Raw genomic sequence first — 24,076 nt, forward strand, 5'->3', positions numbered from 1 at the left:
CTCCCTTATTTTTATTTAAACTTATATAAATACCGTTTAATTTACAATTATTTTTTTAGTAATTCCTCTTGCTCCGTCTGTTACATTTAATAAATATACACCAGACTCAACATCTCCTAAGTTAATAGTTTGATTGAAACTAGAAGTATTAATAAAGCTATTATTATATACTTTTCTTCCTCTAATATCATAAACAACCACTCCTATATTATTTCCAGAAGTAGAATTTAATTTGATGGTAAACTCACCATTATTAGGGTTTGGAAAAACACTAACAGCATCTGTAGCAAATTCTTGTACACTTAAAGAAGTCAATACGTTAACAGTGTAGTCTTCTACTTCTGCATCATGACTATTTTCACAAGAAGAGGCTGTACCACCAAATTTAGTAGTTACACGCATAATAGTACTTCCAAGAACGGCATCTGTAGGTACTGTAACCGATAACGGAGAATTTCCTGCTGGTCCATCAGCTGTACCAAAAGCAGAACCTAACTCATAAGTTTCTTCTGCATCAAAAACACAATTTTGGTTCCAATCTATCCACACTGTAGTATAACAAGTATAAGGTCCATCTGTGTTCATATTTACAGTTAAATCATAAGCACTTTCTCTATTAACATCTGTTGAAATAGCGGTGTAATCGCTATAACCAGAAGGTTTTCCTGAAGCATTATCAATAGTTCCAAACTGCACTAATGTTGTACTTGTTTCATATTGTGTATTAGCAACAGAGGTACACATACCATCTACTATTGTTAAATCTACATCAATAGATACCGTTTCAGAGGCTGCAGTAGCAGTAATAGTAATAGTATAATCTCCAGCTGTAGCACCAGTTAAACCCGTTACATCCATTACAGATTGTCCGTCTGCTGCTAAAGTTGCAGGTGAAAAAGTTACAGTAGATCCAGCAGGATTACCAGTTGCACTAAAAGTAATAGACTCACTAAAACCATTAATAGTAGCAAAATCTACAGTATAAGCAACAGCATCTATATTACATGCAGATTGCGCACTGTTTGCACTACTAAGACCAAAGGTAGGAGTACTATTAATAGAAAAAACATTAGAAAGCGCATAAAATATATTGTCTGCAGCTTCTACCATTATTCTTGCATTATTTGTATCTGCGACTGTAGGCATAGTAATAGTTTCTGAACCATCATTAGCAACACCTGAAGCTAAAGTTACAGGAAAAGTTACTCCTCCATCTGTAGAGAACTTAATATTTACGGTTTGACAGTTAATAGGTGCTATATTAGTATCTGCAACATTCCATGTTAAAGTATTAGCACTTCCTGTTCCTCCCCAAACTGTTGGAGAAACCACTGTAAAAGGATCACCACCTTGAACATCAATAGTCATTAAATCTGCATCTGTTTGTCCAATACCTGCAGCAAAACCACTACCATTATCTCTTACTATAAAAGAAAAATTCATTTCTCTTGCAACACTAGGTGTTACTTCCCAAGTAGGTGTTAAATTTCCTGCAACCACATCACTCCAGCTTGGCATATAACGGTCTGGAGAAGTTGTTGGTAATATAGATCTATATAATGGTCCTTGTGACCAAGTAGATTCTGGAGAACCATTTCCTGGCGCTTGCTCAGGATCATTTTGAGACCAGTTATAGGTTAAAGTTGCCGTTCCGTCAGGATCTGTTGCAGAACCTCTTAATACGTAAGCTGTACTTGGCGGAATTGCATAATCACTTCCTGCATCTGCAACTGGAGGTTGGTTAGCTAAACTTGTTTCAACATCACAAGTACTACTAGTTCCTGATTGAATATTAGCAGCTATATCTCTAATATTTACATAATTAAAATGTGCATCACTATTAGATTGTACGTTAGTAGAACAAATACCAGCATATCCCATAATAGAACTTCCTGAAGCTGGTTCTACTTCTGTAAATCCACTACCAGATCTACTACATGTATTCATAGTATGGTATCCATCAAATTGGTGTCCCATTTCATGTGCTACATAATCAATATCAAATGCATCACCTGTTGGGTTTGCTCTTCCTGTATAACCTCTTCCTTTATGAAAGTTTGATACACTAGTACTAGCACAAACACAACCTAAACATCCTGCATTACCACCTCCTGTAGTATTAAAATTATGACCAATATCATAATTATCCACTCCTATTACACTATCTATAGTTATTGCTGTTGTTGTATTATACTCTCCAGTCCATGGATCTGTAAAAGCATTTAGGTATATTATCTCATCATTATTAGCTACAAAAACTAAACGTATAGCTAAATCACGTTCATAAATTTCATTAACTCTATTAATGGTTATAGTCATTTGCGCTTGCACATTAGCTTTTTGCTCTGCCTCTGTTCCTGTTCCAGCAAATATTTGACCATATTCTCCTGTACAAGATTGTGCTAATCTATAGGTTCTTAATTTTTGATCATCTGTATCTTCTCTATTAGCAGATCCTCTATCTGTTTCTAAAGAGGATAAGTCTATGTTTTCATCTACTAAACATTCAAAACTTTGCGTATCTTGACTTAAAGACGCTCTATCATAAACTATATAATTGGCTCTGTCTTCTGTATAAGGGTCAATATATACAGAACTTCTTACACCTGATAACGACATAACATGTAGTCCAAACTGTGTAACACTAAAACGCATAGTAGCAGTAGGATCGTCTACACCAATTGCTTTATAGGTTTTAATCATTGGGTAACGCTCTGCTAATCCAGCCTCCATGATAGGAGATTCAGACACAGTAAATTTTTCAAAATTACCATCTGCCATAGGAAAGTCCATAACAAGATTAGATCTACTAGTACTAGCTTCATCAACTAATGGAGCACTTTCTAAAACTTGTTTAAACCTTTCTAAATTAAGGTTTAAAATTTGAAATTTTGTGGGTTCAGAAGCGCGATTTACTTTAGCTTCAGACCTAAGAGACTCTTTAGATGCAGAAGACCAATAGTCATTTTGTGCATTTGCTGTTAATGGCGACAGAACCACTAATAACAATAATGCAAAAAAATTGAAGTATTTTTTTTTCATAATTGTGTAATTTATATTAATGAAATTTTCATATTTGTTACTTTAAAAGAATAACAAAATTGTATTTTTGTTATGTGTTCTCCCTATTTAACAAAACACGATTAAAACAAATTTAACCTTTTTATTGAACTTATGAATAGAATTCTTCTTTTTTTATGTTAAAATCAAACACATTAGACGAATCTTCTAAAAAATCCTCAGTTGCTACAATTGGCACCTTTGATGGCGTACATATTGGTCATCAAAAAATAATTGAAAGATTAGTTAATACTGCCAAACAAGAAAACCTACAAGCTGTGGTATTGACTTTTTTTCCACATCCAAGAATGGTTTTACAAAAAGATGCCAATATAAAACTCATTAATACTATTGAAGAAAGGTCTGCAATTTTAAAAAAACTAGGTATAGACCAGCTATGTGTTAAAACATTTACAAAAGAATTTTCACGTTTATCTGCAGAAGATTTTGTGAAAGAAATTCTTGTAAAACAACTACATATAAAAAAAATAATCATAGGTTATGATCACCATTTTGGTAGAAATAGAGCTGCTAATATTCAAGATTTAATAAAGTTTGGTAATACCTACAATTTTGAAGTTGAAGAAATTTGTGCCCAAGACATAAATGACGTTTCTGTTAGTTCTACAAAAATAAGAAAGGCTTTATTAGAAGGAGATATGCAAACTGCAAATGCTTTTTTGGGTTATAATTTTATGCTAAATGGCACAGTAATCAAAGGCAAAGGTCTTGGTAAAACTATTGATTTTCCTACAGCTAATTTAAGTATTTCTGAAAACTATAAACTCATTCCTAAACAAGGGGTTTATGTAGTTACAGCAACCTACAAAAACCAAAAGCTTTTTGGTATGATGAATATTGGTACTAACCCAACAATTAACGACAGCAACAAGCTAACCATAGAAGTACATTTTTTTAATTTTAATGAAGACATTTATGATAAAAACATAACTGTTGAAATTTTAAAAAGAATTAGAAGTGAACAAAAATTTGATTCACTTGAAGCCTTAAAAGCGCAAATACAACAAGACAAAATAGATGCAGAACACTATTTAACCCAAAACAACATTGAATAAGTATTTATTTAAACATATAGACAACAGCGCACTAATAGTTTTTAGAATCTTTTTTGGTCTATTATGCTTTTTAGAGTCTGTTGGTGCTATTTTTACAGGATGGGTTACTAGAGCGTTTGTAGAACCCAAATTCACTTTTACCTTTATTGGTTTTGAGTGGTTACAACCACTTCCGGGAAACGGCATGTACTTTTATTATTTAGTCATGGGTATTTTTGGCTTTTTAATCATGATTGGCTACAAATACCGATTTAGCACCATAATGTTTACACTTATGTGGCTAACTACCTATTTAATGCAAAAAGCATCTTACAACAATCATTATTATTTATTGATTTTATTAAGTGCTATTATGGTATTTCTTCCTGCTAACAAATACCATTCTGTAGACGCTAAACTTAACCCTAAAATAAAGAGTAATTCTATGCCACAATGGTGTCGCCTGGTTTTTATTTTACAAATGTTTATTGTGTACACCTATGGCTCTATTGCAAAATTATATCCCGATTGGCTAGATGCTTCTGTAATGAAAATATTTATGTCTGGTAAAAGGAACTATTTTTTAATTGGTGAATTTTTACAGCAAGAATGGCTGCATTACTTTTTAGCATATGGAGGTATTTTATATGATGGTTTGGTGGTTCCGTTTTTACTATTTAAGCCTACTCGAAAAATTGCTTTTTTCGGATCTATATTTTTTCATCTATTCAATTCTATTGTATTTCAAGTTGGTATTTTTCCGTACCTAGCTTTAGCCTTTAGCTTGTTCTTTTTTAATCCTAAGACTATCAAAAACATTTTTTTCAAGAAAAGAGAATTTTATGATGCTGCAGAAGTTAAAGAACCTAAATATAAAAAACCATTAGTAGCCTTATTTTCTATTTACTTTATCATTCAAATTGCATTACCATTACGTCATCATTTTATACAAGATAATGTACTCTGGACAGAAGAAGGTCATAAAATGTCTTGGCGTATGATGCTAAGATCTAAACTTGCACATATAAGCTTTAAAGTAAAAGAGAAAGGAAAAAACAAAACCATATTTGTAAAACTTGAAGACTATTTAAGCAAAAAACAAATGCGCTTAGTAAGCACACATCCAGATGTAATGTGGCAATTTGCTCAAAGATTAAAAAAGGAATATAAAGAAAAAGGTAAAGATGTTGCGGTATATATTTCCTGTAATATAAGTGTTAATAATAGACCATATACTAAATATATAAATCCTGAAATTGATATTGCATCGGTTTCCTGGAGCGCTTTTAAACATAGCGAATGGATTTTACCTTCAAAACTAGATTAATACTAAATAAACCTAACGCGCAATCTAAACTATTTGTTATTTTTGTGCATTCCTAACGGAAATAATTTCCGATTTAAAAAAAAACAAAACATGTTACAAGTACCATTTATTAGAGAAAACAAAGACTTAGTAATTACACGTTTGGCAAAAAGAAACTTTGATGCTACACAAATTATTGATGAAGTAATTACATTTGATGAAGAGCGTAAACAAATTCAAACCGAATTAGACAATACGCTTGCAGAATCCAATGCTATCTCTAAAGAAATTGGTATGCTATACAAATCTGGACAAGCAGAAAAAGCGAATGTTTTAAAAGCTAAAACTGCCAATTTAAAAGAAGCTTCAAAAGAATTAAGCGAAAAACTAAACGCTAAAACCGAAGCTTTAACAGACTTGCTATATAAAATTCCTAATGTACCTCATGAGTCTGTTCCACAAGGAAACTCTGATGAAGACAACGAAGAAATTTTAAAAGAAGGAGAAATCCCTACTTTACATGAAGGCGCATTACCACATTGGGAACTTGCTAAAAAATATGACATTATAGATTTTGAACTTGGTAACAAAATTACTGGAGCAGGTTTTCCTGTATACAAAGGTAAAGGTGCCAGATTACAACGTGCTTTAATTGCTTACTTTTTAGATAAAAACACAGAAGCTGGTTATACAGAATACCAATTACCACATTTAGTAAACGAAGCTTCTTGTTATGGTACAGGACAATTACCAGACAAAGAAGGACAAATGTACCACGACTCTCGTGACGATTTATATTTAATTCCTACTGCTGAAGTACCAGGAACAAACATTTTTAGAGATGTTATTTTAAATGAAAACGAATTACCTATTGGTATCACTGGCTACACACCTTGTTTTAGAAGAGAAGCAGGAAGTTATGGTGCACACGTTAGAGGTCTTAACAGACTACACCAATTTGACAAAGTAGAAATCATTAGAGTAGAACATCCTGATAACTCTTACAATGCTTTTAATGGCATGATAGAACATGTACAAGGTATTTTAAGAGAACTAAACCTACCTTATCGTATTTTAAGACTTTGTGGTGGAGATACTGGTTTTCCTTCTGCAATGACTTATGACTTTGAGGTTTTCTCTACTGCTCAAGACAGATGGTTAGAAATTTCAAGCGTTTCTAATTTTGAAAACTACCAAGCAAACCGTTTAAAATTACGTTTTAAAAATAGCGAAGGTAAAAATGAACTTGCTCACACGCTTAACGGAAGCTCTTTAGCTTTACCAAGAGTATTAGCTGGTATTTTAGAAAACTACCAAACCGAAGACGGAATTGTAATTCCGGAAGCATTAGTACCTTACACTGGTTTTAAAATCATTAATTAATAGGTTTTTTTCTTACAAATTTGCAGGAAATTACTCATTTTTATCGATGAATGAATAAAAATATACGTCGTTCAACGATTTTATGCCTATTTATAAGGATAATTGAAAAAAAAATCAGAATTTTATAAAACCAACAGTTAAAACTATTTAATAGTTGTTACTGCTATTTTCCATTTTTATATAAAATAGCACAAACTTATAACAACCAAATTAAGTAAAATAAATATTTGTCCCAATCGAATATTTGAATCATGTTAAATTGACATCGATTAATAGCACACTTATTAGATTGGCAAATGCCTGAAATTATATTTCAGGCATTTTTTTAGCATAAATTTTACAACATCTACTACTTACATTTGTTATATTTACCCAAAGCTATTGCTACACGTTTATGAAGTTTATTTATCTATTTTTTTTTCTATTTAGTTTTCATGCCATTGCGCAAGAAGATATTTTGGCAAAAGAATACTTTAAAAACGGAGAGTTTGAAAAAGCACAAGTACTGTACAAAAAACTACACCAAAAAAACCCAAGAAACTACAGGGTTCTTAAGCAATTAGTAAAAACACACCAACAGCTTGAACAGTTAGACCAAGCACAAGAACTAATTGAAAAATCTATTTTAGTCTATCCTTCATTACTTGTAGAACTAGGTTATAATTATCAATTAAAAAATGATCTTGAAAACGCCAACCTAAACTACAAAAAAGCAATTTCTGTTATTGATCTAGAAGTTAATGCTGCATATAACATTGCACTCGCTTTTGAAGAACACTCTCTTCTGGAGCAAGCCATTCTATCTTATGAAAAAGGCATGCAGATAAAACCAGAATACAATTTCAACTTACAACTGGCTAGAATTTATGGTGAGCAAGGTGATGTAGAAAAAATGTTTTATAGTTATGTAAATTTTGTGCAAACCAATGATAATTACTTAAACACTATAAAACGTGCTTTTAGTGATTTTATAAGTGAAGATAAAAACAACCCAAACAATATTATCTTAAAAAAGATACTACTCAAAAAAATTCAGGAAACGCCAGACTTGTTATTTAATGATTTATTAAGCTGGTTATTTATTCAACAAAAAGAATATTACAAAGCATTTATTCAAGAAAAGGCCATTTTTAAAAGAGATCCTATAAGCCTATACAGAATAAAAAATGTGGCAGTAATAGCTGCTGATGAAAACCAAGACGCTATTGCTATTGAGATTTTTGAATACATTAAAGAAATTGCCCAAACACCAGGAATTACCTTAGAAGCAGAAAGTAGTATACTACAAATTAAAACTAAAAATGCAACGCCTAAAGACTATGCCGATTTAGAAAAAAATTATCTAGATTTATTACAAACCTATGGCAAGCACAAAGGCACAATAGATTTACAAGTAGCCTACGCACATTTTTTAGCTTTTAAACAAAACAACACACAACAAGCAACCTTATTTTTAAAAGAAAGCTTACAACAACAATTATCTACACACCAAGTAGCCCAAGTAAAATTAGAACTAGCAGATATTTTAGTCTTTCAAGAAAAATTTAACGAAGCACTAATCTACTACACACAAATTCAACGAAGCCTTAAAAACAGTACCATATCACAAGAAGCACGTTTTAAAGTAGCACAAACCAGCTATTATAAAGGCGATTTTAAATGGGCAGAATCCCAATTAAAAATATTAAAGTCTTCTACTTCGCAACTTATTGCAAATGATGCTTTAGATTTAAAGTTGCTTATTTCAGATAACAAATATGAAGACTCTACGCAAACAGCTTTAAAACTATATGCTAAAGCAGATTTGTTTGCTTTTCAAAATAAAACAGACCAAGCAATAAGCCTACTCTATCAAATTTTAAAAGCCCATAAAACCGAAACTATTATTGATCAAGCTTTATACAAACAAGCACAACTTTTTGAAAGCAAAAAACAATACCAAAAAGCGGCAGATAATTACAAACTAATCATCACAAATTACAAAGAAGAAATTCTTGCAGATGACGCGCTTTTCTATTTAGCAGAACTGTATAAAGAACATTTAATGTTACCTGAAAAAGCCAAAGAATTGTATGAACAAATAATATTTAACCACCAAGATAGCATCTATTTTGTAGAAGCAAGAAAAAACTACAGAATGCTTCGTGGTGATGCCATTAACTAACAAAAACAAAACATGATTGTAGCAGAAACCGAAAGACTAACTCTTTCTAAATTTACATTAGCAGATGCTCCCTTTTTATTGCAGTTAGTAAACACACCACATTGGCTAAAATATATTGGCGACAGAAATATTAAAACCATAGAAGCTGCCAAAGACTATATTACTAACACACACTTAAAAAGCTACAACACAAACAAGTTTGGTTTTTACAAGCTTAATGTAAAAGAAAACAACACTCCTATTGGTGCTTGTGGACTTTTAAAACGAGACACACTAGAACATGCAGATATTGGTTTTGCTATGCTTCCTGAATACGAAGGAAAAGGATATGGATCAGAAGCCTCTTTAGCGGTATTAAAACTAGCAAAAGAAACCTTTCAGTTAAAAAAAGTGCTAGCCATTACCTTACCAACTAATGCAAATTCTATTAAGTTATTAGAAAAATTAGGCTTATCTTATCAAAAAAGGGTGAAACCTTTTGATGATGATGTAGAACTTCTGTTATTTGCAAAAACTTTATAATATAGTTTTAGCACTTTTGAACTTATTAAAATTATGGTAATATACAACGTAACAGTAAACATAGACGATAGCATTCACCAAGAATGGCTAATCTGGATTAAAGAACATATTCCGCAAGTATTAGGAACAGGTAAATTTGAAAAAGCAACCCTTACTAAAGTTTTAGTAGAAGAAGAATTAGGAGGTCACACCTATTCTGTACAATACAGATCTTACTCTAGAGAAGCGCTAGAAGCCTACTATAAAGAAGATGCCGAAAGACTAAAAGCAGAAGGCTTAAAAAAGTTTGCAGACAAAATGCTTTCTTTTAGAACAGAACTTCAAATTGTAGATGAATACACAGTAAACTTTAAATAACCTAGCTTTGTCACTATAAGCGCAGTTAAAAAAGCTATATTAACAATATTAAAAAACGTAATTACGTGGCAAATAACCATCAAGTAAAAGCAAAAAAACATCTAGGTCAGCATTTTTTAAATGATGAAACCATTGCAAAAAAAATTGCAGACACACTAACCCTTAAAAACTACAAAACAGTTTTAGAGATTGGTCCAGGAATGGGTGTGCTTACCAAGTATTTACTAGATAAACCAATTACCACACACGTAATAGAAATTGATACAGAATCTGTAGAATACTTAAAAAACAACTACCTTAATCTAGCTTCTAGAGTAATAGAAAAAGATTTTTTAAAATACGATTTAAACCAAGTTTTTAAAGGAGAATCCTTTGCCATTATTGGTAATTTTCCGTACAACATTTCTACACAAATTGTTTTTAAAACGATTGAAATGCGCGACCAAATTCCAGAATTTTCGGGCATGTTTCAAAAAGAGGTTGCAAAACGTATTTGCTCTAAAGAAGGTTCAAAGGTTTATGGTATTCTTTCTGTACTAACACAAGCTTTTTACAATGCCGAATATTTATTTACAGTTCCTCCAGATGTTTTTAATCCACCTCCAAAAGTAGAGTCTGGAGTGCTTCGCCTTACAAGAAAAGAAAATTACACTTTACCATGTAGTGATAAACTATTATTCAAGGTTGTTAAAACGGCTTTTCAACAACGCAGAAAAACACTTCGTAACAGTTTAAAAACATTAGATCTATCAAATAATCTAAGAGAAGATGCTATCTTTGGCAAACGTCCAGAACAATTAAGTGTAGAAGCATTTATTGCACTTACCCAAAAAATTGAAGAAGATATAAAAAACACTTAAACCGTTTTTAGCTTGGCAGAAGAAAAAGAAAACATACAATTTGAGCTAACCAAGGAACTCACCGAGCAAGTAGAACAACTTATCGAAAACCAAAAAGATAAGGAACTTCGTAAGCTGTTAAATGATTTTCATTACGCAGATATAGCAGAAATTCTAGACGAAGTAAATCTAGAACAAGCTACCTATGTTATTAAGCTATTAGATTCAGACACTACTTCAGACATCCTGATGGAGCTGGATGAAGATATTCGTGAAAAAGTTCTAGAAAACCTTTCTACAAAAGAAATTGCAGAAGAAATTGAAGAACTAGATACTGATGATGCTGCAGATATTATTGCCGAACTTCCTGAAGAACGTCAACAAGAAGTAATTAATAAAATTACAGACCAAGACCACAAAGCAGAAATTACAGAGCTTTTAGCTTATGATGAAGATACTGCTGGAGGACTTATGGCAAAAGAGCTTGTAAAAGTATATGAAACCTGGACAGTTGCTGGTTGTATGCGTAGAATTCGCGGACAAGCAAAAGATGTAAAAAGAGTACACTCCATTTACGTAGTAGATAAAAGAGACAAACTTATTGGCAGACTCTCTTTAAAAGATTTAATTACCGCAAAAAGCGAGCAAAAAATAGCAGAAATTGCCAACCCAAATGTAGATTTTGTCTTTGTAGATGAACACGCAGAAGACGTTGCTAAAGTAATGCAAAAGTATGATCTAGAAGCAATACCTGTAGTAAACCAACACCATATACTTTTAGGTCGAGTTACCATTGATGATATTGTAGATGTCATGAAAGAAGTAGCCGAAAAAGACTACCAACTAGCAGCAGGTATCTCTCGTGATGTTGAAGCAGATGATAGTATTTTAAAACTAACCATAGCAAGATTACCTTGGCTACTTATAGGTATGTTTGGTGGTTTAGGCGCAGCAAGTATTATTGAGCATTTTAACCAAAGCATGGGAGACTTTATTGTACTCTTAAGTTTTGTTCCTCTTATACAAGCAACTGCAGGAAACGTTGGTGTACAATCTTCGGCAATTGTAGTTCAAGGTTTAGCAAATGACAGCATAGATGGCAACATTTTAAAACGCCTCTTTAAAGAATTTATTTTAGGCTTAGTCAACGGTTTAGCCATAGCCTGTATAGGTTTATTAATCACGCATTTTATTTTTGGCACACCTTATGTTGTTTCTATAACCATAGCAATTGCACTAATTGCAGTTATAGTAATGGCAGCACTAATTGGCACCTTTATTCCCATATTTTTAGATAAAAGAGGTATAGATCCAGCAGTAGCAACAGGACCATTTATAACAACAAGCAATGACGTTTTTGGTATTTTACTATACTTTGTAATTGCCAAAGCAATCTTAGGTTTTTAATATTTTGGGCGTTACCACAAGGGTCGCGCTTTTCGCTACAATCTTTTGCAAAAAAGCAAAAGGATTTTCACTACAATCCCTAACGCAACACTAGTAGTAATATATTTATCCTGCTACACTTGTTTCAGCATGGCATTATAATTATATTTGAGTTTAAATACGTACTCATGAAAATCCTTCACTTAGATACTAACCATTCACTTTTAATAAACCAATTAAATGCTTTAGGATGCACAAACCATGAAGATTACACCTCTTCAAAACAAGACATTCAAAACAAAATAGCAGAATATGATGGTTTTATTATACGCAGCAGATTTAGTATAGACAAAACTTTTCTAGATGCAGCAACCAACCTAAAATTTATAGGTCGTGTTGGCGCAGGATTAGAAAACATTGACTGTGACTATGCCAAAAGCAAAGGCATACATTTAATATCTGCTCCAGAAGGAAACAGAAATGCAGTTGGTGAACACACCTTAGCTATGCTACTCTCTCTTTTTAACAAACTAAACAAAGCAGATCGTGAAGTTAGAGATGGTAAATGGTTACGCGAAGAAAATAGAGGAATAGAACTTGACGGAAAAACCGTTGGACTTATTGGTTATGGTAACATGGGAAAAGCTTTTGCAAAAAAACTTCGTGGCTTTGAGGTAGATGTATTATGCTATGATTTACAACCTAATGTTGGCGATGCTAATGCAGAGCAAGTACCATTAGAAATACTTTTTAGCGAGGCAGACGTACTTAGCCTACACACACCAGAAACGGCAACTACTATTAACATGGTTAATGAAGCGTTTATTAATCAATTTGCAAAACCTTTTTGGTTTATAAATACAGCAAGAGGAAAAAGTGTAGTCACCAAAGATTTAGTTTCCGCTTTAAAAAACGGTAAAATTCTTGGTGCTGGTTTAGATGTTCTAGAATACGAAAAATCCTCATTTGAAAACCTATTTAAAAAAGACAACGCTTCTAATAGCGTAGAAATGCCAGAAGCATTTCAGCATTTAATACAAGCAGAAAACGTGCTTCTATCTCCTCATGTTGCTGGTTGGACTATAGAAAGCAATACAAAACTAGCACAAACTATTGTAGACAAGATTAAACAAGAGTTTAAACTTTAGTACCTACGAATATGTTTTAAATTAAATTCGCTATTTTAATAGTATTAAAACCATAAATATGCACCCAATTATTAGAAATATTTTAGCTGTAATCTTTGGTTGGTTTGCAGGAAGTGTTGTTAACATGTCACTCATTCAACTAGGTAATAAATTACTACCTATTCCTGGCATTGACCCAAATGACATGAGTGCTTTGGCAGAAGTAATACCAACATTAAATGCACAATATTTTATATTTCCTTTTCTAGCACACGCTTTAGGAACTTTAATAGGAGCTCTTGTTGCTGCTTTAATAGCCTTTAATCACAAAATAAAATTTGCCTTAGCTATTGGTGTTCTTTTCTTGTTAGGCGGAATAACAGTTAACTATATGCTACCAGGACCTACTTGGTTTACCATAACAGATATTGTATTGGCTTATTTACCTATGGCTTGGCTTGGTGGTACATTTGCAATTCGTAGATCTAAGACTAAAAACTAATTTTAAATGCAATACAAGGCTAACACTCCAGAAGAATATATACTTCAAGTACCAGAAGAAAGACAAGCGGTTTTAAAAAAACTACGCAAAACCATTAAAAATAATTTACCAAAAGGCTTTAAAGAAACCATTGCCTATGGCATGATTGGTTACGTAGTACCACATTCGATCTATCCAGATGGCTATCATTGTAACCCAAAAACACCCTTGCCTTTTATGAGTTTTGCATCTCAAAAAAACTCTATTAACCTGTACCATAGTGGTATTTATGCTAAACCAGAAATACACGATTGGTTTGTTGCAGAATACCCAAAACACTGTACACGAAAACTAGATATGGGAAAAAGTTGTATTCGATTTAAAAAAATTGAAGAAATCCCTTTTGCTCTAATTGCTGAGCTATGTACTAAATTAACTGTAGATGCATGGATTGACATTTACGAAACCAATTTAAAAAAATAGATTTCCGCCTTCGCGGAAATAAAAAAAATATTATTTATGAAAAAACGAGTTACAGGTATTGGCGGATTATTCTTTAAAAGCAAAGACCCAAAAGCAGCAAAAGATTGGTATAAAAAACATTTAGGTTTTAATACAGACGATTATGGCTGTACCTTTAAATGGAAAGATACCGAAGGTAAAGACTGCACGACACAATGGAGCCCTTTTCCTGAAGACACCAAGTACTACGAGCCTTCAAAAAAAGACTTTATGTTTAACTATCGTGTAGAAAATCTAGTAGAATTATTAGCTACACTTAAAGAAGAAGGTGTTACTATAGTAGGAGAAATGGAAGAATACGAATACGGAAAATTTGGTTGGATTTTAGACAATGATGGCAACAAAATAGAACTTTGGGAACCTATAGACCAACCTTTTTTGTAAACCTATTATTTTAAAACCCTCATTATACGCATTACAATCTTATACTTACTAGTTTTAAAAAAACAACTAACCAAATAATAACCAACCCATTAAAAAACAGAAGCTAGATGAAAATCTAGCTTTTTTTTATTATTTTTATAAGAGAACAATAAAAATCATAAAGAAAAATGGCTGACAATAAAAATTTAAGTGACGATCTAGAAGATATGATAGGTAGCGCTAAAGAAGGCGCAAAAAAAGGAGCTAAAAAAGCCACAGAAAAAGCAGAAGAATTTGCTCATGAAGCAAAAGAAGCTGCAAGTGATTTTGCCGAAGATGCTAAAAAAGTACTAAGTGATGGTAAAAATGTTGCCATAATAGCACACTTTACAATTATTGGACTAATCATAGCTTTAGTAATGAATACTACTGATAAAAAAACCGAATACGCTTCCTTTTATATCAGACAAATGGTTGGTTTAACCATAAGCGCCATCATTTTAGGCTTTATTCCTGTTATAGGCTGGATCATTTCATTACTATTTGTTGTAGGATGGGTTTTAAGTTTAATAGGAGCATTAAGTAATGAAAAGAAACCCTTACCTGTTATAGGAGCATTATTTCAAGATTGGTTTAAATCTCTTTAAATAAAAAATCCAAAACATATGTTTTGGATTTTTTATTATTTTTAACATCGTAATATTACAATATTAAACTTATATTTATTCTTATTATAAAAACACAGTTATGGGAACCACCAAAGTAAACATTCATGATACAGAAAATAATCACTTAGCCAAGGTGTCTAAAGTATTTAGCCATCCTGCTAGAGTTGCTATTATAAAATATATTAGTGCGTGCAATTCTGGCTGTATTTGTAATGATCTTGTAGAAGAAATTGGCTTAGCGCAACCTACCATTTCACAACATTTAAGCGAAATAAAAAAAATAGGATTATTAGACCAATCTGCTCATGGAAAAAGTTTAAGCTACTCCATAAATACAGAAAAACTAAACGCGTGTAGAAGACTTATTAATGACTTTTTTGTAAAAACGCAAGTTAGCGCTTCTAGATAATACTACTTTTTAATTGTAGCAAAACACTTATATAGTGTATATAGATAGATCCAACCCTGAAAAAATTCAGAACTACTTAAAGTGAAAGAAAAAATTCGAAAATATGACTTCAAAGAAGGACTTCCTCAGGAATTTGAAATTATAGATTTCGACTTTCTTTTTAACGAATTTTCCGAAGAAATAAAGAAACCACATCGAGCGGAGTTTTATCAAATTTTATGGTTTCAAAAAGGCTCTCCAACACATTTGGTAGATTTCAACCCAATAAAAACAAAACCAAACTCATTATTATTTGTCAATAAAAATAGCGTTCAAGTTTTTGACAATAAAACAAAATTCAAAGGAAAAGCAATTTTATTTACTGACAATTTTTTCTGCAAAACAGAAACAGATACAAAGTTTTTAAGAGGTAGTATTTTGTTCAACGACTTGCTATCTATTTCACAGATTCAAATACCCAAAAACAGCGCTATTATTGAGACTACTTTTGAATTATTGGAAACAGAATTAAAAAACGCTAAAGACAACTATCAATCCGACTTACTTCAAAACAATTTACACAATCTTTTAATGCATTGTGAAAGGGAAAGACGAAAACAAGATTTTATAGAATTTAAAAAAGATGCCAACCTAGAACAAGCATTATTTTTTAAAACCTTATTAGATGACAATTTCGTGAAAAATAAAAAAGTTAGTTTTTATTGTCAAAAAATGCACTTGACACCAAAAAGGCTTAATCAAGCTACATCTAAAATTTTTGGAAAAACACCTAAAAACATCATTGACGATAGAGTTTTGCTAGAATCAAAAAGATTATTATCTCATACAAACGAAAGTGTCAAAGAAATAGCGTTTTCGTTAGGTTTTGAAGAGCCAACAAACTTCATTAAATACTTCAAGAAACACAATAAAAAAACACCTATTGAATTTAGAGAAGAATTCAATTTGGCGTAAAAGTATCATTCAAAGGACATTTTTTATCGTTTCTTTTCTTCTTCTTCATTGCAACTTTGCAGTATCAATTTAAAATCATAGAAATGAAAAAAATACTATTAAGTGCAACGATAATTTTAGCAATAGGGTTTACATCTTGCAAAAGCCAAAAAGCAAATTCAATAACTAAAAAAGAAGGAAAAATGGAAATTTCAAACAAAGAAAAAGTAATTACTCTTTTAAAAAGCATTGAAACTGGTGCTCAAGAACCAGTTAGTTACATCAATCCAAACAAGTATACTCAACATAATCTTGGAGTTTCAGACGGACTTGAAGGATTTGGCGCATTATTACAACAACTTCCTCCTAATTCTGCGAAAGTGAACACAGTTAGAGCTTTTGAAGATGGCGATTTTGTTTTCACTCAAACTGATTATCAATTTTTTGGACCAAAAATAGGTTTCGATATTTTCAGGTTTGAAGATGGAAAAATCGTAGAACATTGGGACAATCTACAAGAAAAACCAGAACACCCAAATCCAAGTGGAAACACAATGATTGATGGAACAATTGAAATCAAAGACATCAACAAAACTGAAGAAAACAAAACGCTCGTAAAGAACTTTGTTGAAGACATTTTGGTAAATGGAAAAATGGAAAAATTGGCTGGATATTTTGATGGAGATAATTACATACAACACAATCCTAATATAGCAAATGGACTTTCAGGACTTGGAAAAGCATTGGAATATATGGCTTCAAAAGGTATTACTATGAAATACAACAAAGTTCATAGAGTTTTAGGCGAAGGGAATTTTGTATTGACAGTTAGCGAAGGTTCGTTTGCTGATAAAAACACGTCTTTTTACGACTTATTCCGTGTAGAAAACGGAAAAATAGCCGAACATTGGGATGTTATGGAAACTATTGCACCTAAAGGTGAATGGAAAAATGACAATGGTAAATTTTAAAAACAAAAAAAGATGAACATCACAGAAATTTTGAACAATCGTTACTCCGTAAAAGAATTCGATGCTACTAAAAAGATCTCAGATTCAGACTTTGAACAAGTAAAGACTTTGTTGCGTTTAAGTCCTTCAAGTGTAAACCTACAGCCTTGGCATTTTTTGATTGCCGACACCCAAGAAGGCAAAGAACGTATTGCAAAAGGCACACAAGGTTTCTTTCAGTTCAACACCCCTAAGGTTATTGACGCATCGCATGTTATCGTTGTTGCTGCAAGAACGAATGCCGACGAAGCGTATATGAACAGCATTTTGGAACAAGAAGATAAAGATGGCCGATTTGCCGCCCAAGAATTCAAAGACCAAATGCACAGCGGACGTATGTTGTTTGCCGACATTCATAAGTATGACCTAAAAGACTTACCTCATTGGATGGAAAAACAGGTATACCTAAATATGGGGTCTTTATTATTGGGGGTCGCCTCCATGGGTATAGACGCCGTACCTATGGAAGGTGTAGATGTAAAAGCTTTAGATGAAGAGTTTGGTCTGCGCAAAAAAGGATATACAGCATTGGCAGTTGTCTCTTTAGGTTACAGAAAGGACACCGATTTTAATGCAAAATTACCGAAGTCTAGATTTCCTGAAGAAACAGTTATCACGCAGTTATAATCAGTCTCAAAACCTAATAATGATGGAAACAAATACAAAAATTGTTCACGCAGCTATTGTTCAATATCACCGTTGGTATCTTTTTTATGAACGTGATTTTGAAAACAAACAACGATTGGAAAATCAATTGGAAATTTTAGCAGATGATATAACAATGAAATCTGCAGCAGGAGAAATACAAGGCAAAACGAACTATCCTGAAAGATTAAAAGTTTATACAGGATGGAAAAATGCGCATCATATTCAAAATATAGAAGTTAATAAATTAGAGAACGGAGCTATTAATTTAGAAGCTGATATTGTTTATCAAAATTTAAAATCAGACGGGTCTAATGATAGTTATCCTTTGCATTACAGCACGTTTTTAAAAGAAATCCCTGGTGAACTTTTACCTGTGTTTACAGAAATTAATATTAAACCTACTGGCGAGATTAAAGACCCAACGTTTGAAGATGCGTACCCAGAAAACAGAATGTTATCACTTATGCACTACTGGCTTTTAAATATGGAGCAACTAGATGGTAATGTTGCACCTTTTAAAGAGCTATTAGCTGATGATTTTAAACTTAATTTTTCAACAAATAGCGAACCTATTGTTTCCATAGAACAATTAGAACAATGGTTAAACGGAACGCCAAAACAATTAAAAGAAAGCAATCATTTTCCAGAGAATTTTACTGTAAAAGTAATTTCAGAAAATAAATATGACGTCAATGTAGATTTTGTTTGGAAAGGGATGTCAAAAGAGGGTCAAAAATTAACTGCGACTACCACACATCATTGGATTGTAAAGGATAATCCAAATGACAGGTTTGCAAAAATAAAAGAGGCTACAATAATTCAGAAAGTGCCACTTACACCATTAAAATAAAAGACACTTCAATTATAAAGAACATTATTATGAAAAGTACCATTGTAAAATTTACAGTAAAACCAGAACATAGAGATATGTTTACGGCAACCTTAAAAGAAGCACAGGCAGCCACAAGAAAAGAAGCGGGCAACAAAGAAATCAGGGTGTTTGTATCTAAATCAGATGCCAATGTATTTTTTGTTTACGAACGTTGGGCAGATAGAGCGGCAATAACGTCTCACGATAATGAATTACACACTAAAAAGTTAATGGAGGTAGGACAAACTGCACTGCAAACTGAACCCGAATTTTACTTTTTAGGAGATACGAACCCTTTGCCAGACCACTCTAAATCTGCTAATCCGGAAGATGAAGTCTTAAGTATTTTCTTCATCTTCAAGATTAACCCTAGTTATAGAGAACAAATTTTAGTACAGTTTAAAGACCACATTACACATACCAGAAAAGAAGAAGAGGGAAACATTCTTTTTGATCTATACACAGTAGATGACCAAGAAGATACTTTAGCGGTTTATGAGCATTGGAGAACAGAATCCGATGTTTGGGACATACATTTCAATCAACCTTACGCAATGAAAACAGGTAAATTGTTGGAAGAAGCTGTTGATGGGGATTTAAAGCAGTATATGAATTTTGTGACAGAAATATAGCTTAGTTAAGATGAAAAATATAATGAAAACATTTGTTTACGTATTTATGGTAGCCGTTGCAATTCAGAATGTTGTAGCTCAAGAACCTAGTATGAGAACTTTTGATCACAATACCAAAGCAGTTCAATTAGAAAAAGGTACCATACAGGTTTTTGATTATGGAGAAACAAAAGTCCATGCTTATGAGACCAAGGGTTTCTTTAACACTCACGCTTTTTTTGTTGAAAAAAATGGAAAAGGCGTGTTAATCGAAACGCCCCCAATGAAAGATAATTACAAAGAACTTGTGGATTATATTGTTGGTTTGGGATATGGCAATATTGACGTGATGGTTTCGTACCATTTAATCGGAAAGCACTTTTTTGATACCGATAAACTAAAATTCGACCATATATATTCTAACCAGGAATCTTTGGATTATATGACGAATTCTGGAAATGAATCCCTGTCAAAGTTGAAAGAGGTTTCAGGTGAAGACCTTGACGAAACGACTATTGCACCTACCGATTTATTGGAAGCCGGAGCACAAGAAATTTCAGGGATTCCATTTATCATTACACCCACCGGTTTTGGATTTGATGTAGAGATGCCAGAAATAAAGGCAGTTCACTTACATATGGTAGGGCATGATAACCATACTATGATTTTTAATGCCGAATTTATAGATACCATAATCAAAGAGCTTTCCGCTTTTCAAGAAAAAGGATATACAACCTATTCTTCACATAGTGCCCCGGAAACTGCGGGAGACGTGACGATTAAAATCAAATACCTTCAAGATATGAAAGCAACAATGGCTACATCTAAAAATGGTGAAGAATTCATTCAGAAAATGGATGAAGCCTATCCAAATTTCGGGTGGAGAAATTACTTGTTATCAAGTGCGACAATGCTATTTCCTGAAAAATAATCAAATCAAAAAACATAGAAAATGAAAGCGGTATTATTAAAACAAGCAGGAGGACCAGAAAATCTTTACCTAGCAGATATAGAGAAACCAAGTATAAAAAATAACGAAGTATTGGTTGCCGTCAAAGCAATTTCCTTGAACCCGGCAGATGTAAAACCAAAATACAACAACGAAATGTTGAGTATGATGTACGGTAAAGAACGACCTGTGGTTTTAGGTTGGGATATTGCCGGTACAGTAACCGAAGTTGGAATAGAGGTAAGTGATTTTAAATTAGGCGACAAGGTATTCGGAATGGTAAACTTTCCTGGTGTTGGCAACGCTTACGCAGAATTTGTTGCAGCTCCAGAAGCGCATTTAGCCAAGATGCCAGACCATACTTCTTTTGAAGAAGCGGTAGCCACCACTTTGGCGGCCTTAACAGCATTGCAAATCTTATCCGGAAAAATTAATAAAGGCGATAAAGTGTTGATTCAAGCAGGTTCCGGTGGTGTTGGTCACTTTGCGATCCAAATAGCAAAAAGCTTCGGAGCTTATGTAATTACTACGGTTTCAGAAAAAAACAAAGATTTTGTATTGTCTATTGGTGCCGATGAAGCCATCGATTATCGCACGCAAAATTTTGAAGATGTATTGTCCGATATTGATTTTGTTTTGGATACCCAAGGCGGAAAAGTATTGGAAAACTCCGTGAAGGTTTTAAAAAATGGCGGAGCTGTAATCACTACTGTAGGTCTTGACTTACCTGAAGAAATAACCGCCTTGGCAGCAAAAGAAAACAAATCGGTTTCTAATATTCTAGTGCATTCTAGTAACCAAGATATGAACATCTTAAAAGATATGCTTGAAAATGGAGAAATAAAACCTCATATATATAAAACCTTCCCTTTTGAAAAAATGGCAGAAGCACATACCGAAGTAGAAAAAGGAAGAACCGTGGGAAAAGTAATTGTGACCCTATAAAACTAATTTTATGAAAAATTCACTCCAGTTTATATTAATTCTTTTTGTGGTCATTCTTTCTGGATGTAAAGACAGAATGACCTCAAAAGCAACGAGCCTTACTTCAGCAAATGAAACTGCAGATGTTATTACAAACGATTTTTCTGTAGCTATAAAATGGGAATTAGACGGTTTTAAAATGCCTGAATCTGTTTACGCATCTCCAAATCATAAATGGTTGTATGTATCCAATACCAACGGTGCAGCACCTGGTTTTATAAGTCGCGTTTCTAAAGACGGAGTTATTGATAACCTAAATTGGACAACAGGGTTAACATCTCCAACTGGTTCTGATGTTTATAAAAACACCTTGTATGTTGCAGACCAAAAACAAGTGCATCTAATAAATCTAGACGATGGAAGCATTATAAAGAGTTATTCTGCTAACGAAGCTGGTTCTTTAAATGATTTAGCAATTAATCAGAAAACGGGTCAAGTTTTTATTTCTGATGTGCCAGGTGGTAAAATTTACACCATTGAAAATGACAAATTAGTAGTGTGGTTACAGTCTGATAAAATCCCGTTTCCAAATGGTGTTTTTGTAGAAGATGACACCTTGGTTGTTGCTAATTACGGACTGGAAAATGGCGAAGGATTAATGCGAAAAGAATGGAAACCTGAAGATTTTGGTGCATTGTATAACATTGATATCACTTCTAAAAAGGTAGAATTAATAGCTTCTTCCAACAAAAAAGGAGTATTTGATGGAGTTACCTCTATAAATGGTGTTTTGCTAGCAAGCAGTAATCCTACTGGTCATTTATACACGTTTGATGGCGATAAAAGTTACTTGATTGATACATCTTCAAAAGGTATTGCAGATATTAATACAGATGGTGAAATCATTTATGCGCCTTATATTTTTGGTGATAAACTAATTGCTTATCAACCTTCTGCTTGGGACAGAATTACTACTAAAGCAGTACAAAAATAATTGAGGTTTAGTCTTTAATCAAAGGTCGTTGCGTGTTTGTAACGTCTGATTTTCCTTCGGAAAATCCTCGCATAAAAACCCGCAACTATTCTTATACATAAACGTTAGGGGCATTTAGAAATGCGAAAAATAAAAAATTAAAATAAAATCAATATGAGTAAGAGATTAATTGTAATTACAGGAGCAAGTTCGGGATTTGGAATGGAAGTAGCCAAAGAATTTGCCAAAGAGGGCTATCCTATGCTATTATTAGCAAGACGAGTAGAAAAAATGGAAGCCTTAAATTTGCCTAACACTATTTGCGAACAAGTAGATGTAACCGACAAAAACGCCTTTGAAAAAGCAGTGCGAAAAGCTGAAGAAAAATACGGAAAAACCGACCTTTTGCTTAACAATGCAGGTGTAATGCTTTTGGGCGACATAGCAACGCAAGATGCTAACGAATGGAAAAAAATGTTAGACGTGAATGTGATGGGCGTAATGTATGGAATGCAAATTGTAATGAACGATATGAAAGAACGAAAATCGGGAACAATTATCAATCTTTCATCAATTGCAGGTGTACAACCTTTTGGAAATCACGGTGCATATTGTGCGAGTAAATTTGGAGTTACAGGTTTAACTCGTGTTGCTCGTGGCGAACTGTCGGCACATAACGTTAGAGTATTATCTATTATGCCGGGAGCAGTTACTACGGAGCTGTTAGGACACACTACAGACTCAAATATTATTGACGGCTACAACGAATGGAAAGAAAATGTGGGAGCTGTAAATATTACGGCTAATGATGTGGCGAAAACGATTAAATTTATGTATCAGTTGCCACAAAGTGTTTCGCTTCGTGAAGTTATAATTTCCGATACAATGCAAGATGCTTAAAAAGCGGCAGATAATGATTATATGCAACACCTTTTAGACGTTAAGGACAAGAACGGAAGATTTCCTAATGAAGAAATAAAACAAAATGTAAATGTTGGTAGAAATGCTTCTGCTGACATTCATAAATATGATTTAAAGGATTTACAACATTGGATAGAAAAACAGGTCTATTTGAATATCGGAAACTTTTTATTGGGAGTTGCGGCTCTTGGAATAGATGCTTGTCCGATGGAAGGTATTGATATGAAAGCATTGGATGAAGAATTTGACCTACGAGAAAAGGGATTTACGTCAATCAGAGCAGTAGCCATTGGATACAGAACAGAAAGTGACTTTAATACAACTGATAAAACACCAAAATCTAGGCTACCTGAAAGCGATGTAATTATAGTATTATAATTATAAAAGCTTAGTACCTAAAAACATATACAAAAATAGCAGTTAAGACACAGATTAAAAGTTAGGTTCTTTTCTGCTATCTTTGTGTTATACCGAAAATTTGCACAGCTAAATTTACTACTTTTCAAACACAAAACTGTTGTGCTATAGTCACTCCACTAAGTTAAAATGCAATAATCTATAATGAACTTACCAAATTTTTTAAAGAAGGGAAAA

At 33.0% G+C, this 24,076-nt stretch carries 25 protein-coding genes; 24 read left to right on the forward strand and 1 reads right to left on the reverse strand.

Features of this window, described 5'->3' with window-relative positions; translation table 11 throughout:
• Positions 1-36: 36 nt before the first annotated feature.
• Complete coding sequence (locus tag ACFSSB_RS10005) at positions 37-3,042, reverse strand: reprolysin-like metallopeptidase (protein WP_379903741.1); 3,006 nt, start codon at positions 3,040-3,042, stop codon at positions 37-39.
• A 155-nt stretch (positions 3,043-3,197) separates the two neighbouring features.
• On the opposite strand from ACFSSB_RS10005, the gene ACFSSB_RS10010 reads away from it, so the two are divergent.
• From ACFSSB_RS10010 to ACFSSB_RS10125, 24 genes are all read left to right on the forward strand, one after another.
• The gene (locus ACFSSB_RS10010; RefSeq protein WP_379903744.1) at positions 3,198-4,136 is read left to right on the forward strand and encodes a bifunctional riboflavin kinase/FAD synthetase; all 939 of its coding nucleotides are present in this window, start codon (positions 3,198-3,200) and stop codon (positions 4,134-4,136) included.
• Positions 4,129-5,442, forward strand: coding sequence for an HTTM domain-containing protein (locus tag ACFSSB_RS10015; protein WP_379903746.1), 1,314 nt, complete (start codon positions 4,129-4,131; stop codon positions 5,440-5,442). The genes ACFSSB_RS10010 and ACFSSB_RS10015 overlap by 8 nt, the downstream gene beginning before the upstream one ends.
• A gap of 90 nt (positions 5,443-5,532) precedes the next feature.
• Complete coding sequence (serS, locus tag ACFSSB_RS10020; RefSeq protein WP_379903748.1) at positions 5,533-6,804, forward strand: serine--tRNA ligase; 1,272 nt, start codon at positions 5,533-5,535, stop codon at positions 6,802-6,804.
• Positions 6,805-7,198: 394 nt separating this feature from the next.
• A complete protein-coding gene (locus ACFSSB_RS10025; protein ID WP_379903750.1) occupies positions 7,199-8,968 on the forward strand; it encodes a tetratricopeptide repeat protein in 1,770 nt (589 codons plus the stop codon).
• A gap of 12 nt (positions 8,969-8,980) precedes the next feature.
• Positions 8,981-9,490 (forward strand): GNAT family N-acetyltransferase, encoded by a 510-nt coding sequence (locus ACFSSB_RS10030; RefSeq protein WP_379903752.1) that lies wholly within the window; start codon positions 8,981-8,983, stop codon positions 9,488-9,490.
• Between the two features lie 33 nt (positions 9,491-9,523).
• Positions 9,524-9,847 carry a DUF4286 family protein gene (locus ACFSSB_RS10035; RefSeq protein WP_379903754.1) on the forward strand — a complete coding sequence of 108 codons (324 nt, stop codon included), beginning with the start codon at positions 9,524-9,526 and terminating at the stop codon, positions 9,845-9,847.
• 65 nt (positions 9,848-9,912) lie between these two features.
• A complete protein-coding gene (gene rsmA, locus ACFSSB_RS10040) occupies positions 9,913-10,707 on the forward strand; it encodes a 16S rRNA (adenine(1518)-N(6)/adenine(1519)-N(6))-dimethyltransferase RsmA (protein WP_379903756.1) in 795 nt (264 codons plus the stop codon).
• Between the two features lie 12 nt (positions 10,708-10,719).
• Positions 10,720-12,093, forward strand: a complete 1,374-nt coding sequence (gene mgtE, locus ACFSSB_RS10045) for a magnesium transporter (RefSeq protein WP_379903758.1) — start codon at positions 10,720-10,722, stop codon at positions 12,091-12,093.
• Positions 12,094-12,260: 167 nt separating this feature from the next.
• Positions 12,261-13,220 carry a 2-hydroxyacid dehydrogenase gene (locus tag ACFSSB_RS10050; RefSeq protein ID WP_379903760.1) on the forward strand — a complete coding sequence of 320 codons (960 nt, stop codon included), beginning with the start codon at positions 12,261-12,263 and terminating at the stop codon, positions 13,218-13,220.
• Between the two features lie 58 nt (positions 13,221-13,278).
• Positions 13,279-13,701, forward strand: a complete 423-nt coding sequence (locus ACFSSB_RS10055) for a hypothetical protein (protein WP_379903762.1) — start codon at positions 13,279-13,281, stop codon at positions 13,699-13,701.
• Positions 13,702-13,707: 6 nt separating this feature from the next.
• Positions 13,708-14,163, forward strand: coding sequence for a DUF1801 domain-containing protein (locus ACFSSB_RS10060; RefSeq protein ID WP_379903764.1), 456 nt, complete (start codon positions 13,708-13,710; stop codon positions 14,161-14,163).
• Between the two features lie 36 nt (positions 14,164-14,199).
• Complete coding sequence (locus ACFSSB_RS10065; RefSeq protein ID WP_379903766.1) at positions 14,200-14,586, forward strand: VOC family protein; 387 nt, start codon at positions 14,200-14,202, stop codon at positions 14,584-14,586.
• Between the two features lie 167 nt (positions 14,587-14,753).
• A complete protein-coding gene (locus ACFSSB_RS10070; protein ID WP_379903768.1) occupies positions 14,754-15,212 on the forward strand; it encodes a DUF4870 domain-containing protein in 459 nt (152 codons plus the stop codon).
• A gap of 100 nt (positions 15,213-15,312) precedes the next feature.
• Positions 15,313-15,642 carry an ArsR/SmtB family transcription factor gene (locus ACFSSB_RS10075; RefSeq protein ID WP_379903770.1) on the forward strand — a complete coding sequence of 110 codons (330 nt, stop codon included), beginning with the start codon at positions 15,313-15,315 and terminating at the stop codon, positions 15,640-15,642.
• An 81-nt stretch (positions 15,643-15,723) separates the two neighbouring features.
• Positions 15,724-16,596 carry a helix-turn-helix domain-containing protein gene (locus ACFSSB_RS10080; protein ID WP_379903772.1) on the forward strand — a complete coding sequence of 291 codons (873 nt, stop codon included), beginning with the start codon at positions 15,724-15,726 and terminating at the stop codon, positions 16,594-16,596.
• Positions 16,597-16,679: 83 nt separating this feature from the next.
• Complete coding sequence (locus ACFSSB_RS10085) at positions 16,680-17,546, forward strand: nuclear transport factor 2 family protein (RefSeq protein ID WP_379903774.1); 867 nt, start codon at positions 16,680-16,682, stop codon at positions 17,544-17,546.
• A gap of 12 nt (positions 17,547-17,558) precedes the next feature.
• Complete coding sequence (nfsB, locus tag ACFSSB_RS10090; RefSeq protein WP_379903776.1) at positions 17,559-18,212, forward strand: oxygen-insensitive NAD(P)H nitroreductase; 654 nt, start codon at positions 17,559-17,561, stop codon at positions 18,210-18,212.
• A 22-nt stretch (positions 18,213-18,234) separates the two neighbouring features.
• On the forward strand, positions 18,235-19,083 hold the full coding sequence (locus ACFSSB_RS10095) for a hypothetical protein (protein ID WP_379903778.1): 849 nt from the start codon (positions 18,235-18,237) through the stop codon (positions 19,081-19,083).
• Between the two features lie 29 nt (positions 19,084-19,112).
• A complete protein-coding gene (locus ACFSSB_RS10100) occupies positions 19,113-19,736 on the forward strand; it encodes a putative quinol monooxygenase (RefSeq protein WP_379903780.1) in 624 nt (207 codons plus the stop codon).
• 10 nt (positions 19,737-19,746) lie between these two features.
• Positions 19,747-20,646, forward strand: a complete 900-nt coding sequence (locus ACFSSB_RS10105; protein WP_379903782.1) for a hypothetical protein — start codon at positions 19,747-19,749, stop codon at positions 20,644-20,646.
• Between the two features lie 21 nt (positions 20,647-20,667).
• A complete protein-coding gene (locus ACFSSB_RS10110) occupies positions 20,668-21,609 on the forward strand; it encodes an NADP-dependent oxidoreductase (protein WP_379903784.1) in 942 nt (313 codons plus the stop codon).
• Between the two features lie 10 nt (positions 21,610-21,619).
• Positions 21,620-22,582: a hypothetical protein gene (locus ACFSSB_RS10115; RefSeq protein ID WP_379903786.1), complete on the forward strand. Its 963-nt coding sequence runs from the start codon at positions 21,620-21,622 to the stop codon at positions 22,580-22,582.
• 153 nt (positions 22,583-22,735) lie between these two features.
• A complete protein-coding gene (locus tag ACFSSB_RS10120) occupies positions 22,736-23,461 on the forward strand; it encodes an SDR family oxidoreductase (RefSeq protein WP_379903788.1) in 726 nt (241 codons plus the stop codon).
• Between the two features lie 21 nt (positions 23,462-23,482).
• Positions 23,483-23,860 (forward strand): nitroreductase family protein, encoded by a 378-nt coding sequence (locus ACFSSB_RS10125; RefSeq protein ID WP_379903790.1) that lies wholly within the window; start codon positions 23,483-23,485, stop codon positions 23,858-23,860.
• The last annotated feature ends 216 nt before the right edge of the window (positions 23,861-24,076 follow it).

This window comes from Lacinutrix gracilariae (assembly GCF_042684485.1).
GTDB classification, from domain to species: domain Bacteria; phylum Bacteroidota; class Bacteroidia; order Flavobacteriales; family Flavobacteriaceae; genus Oceanihabitans; species Oceanihabitans gracilariae.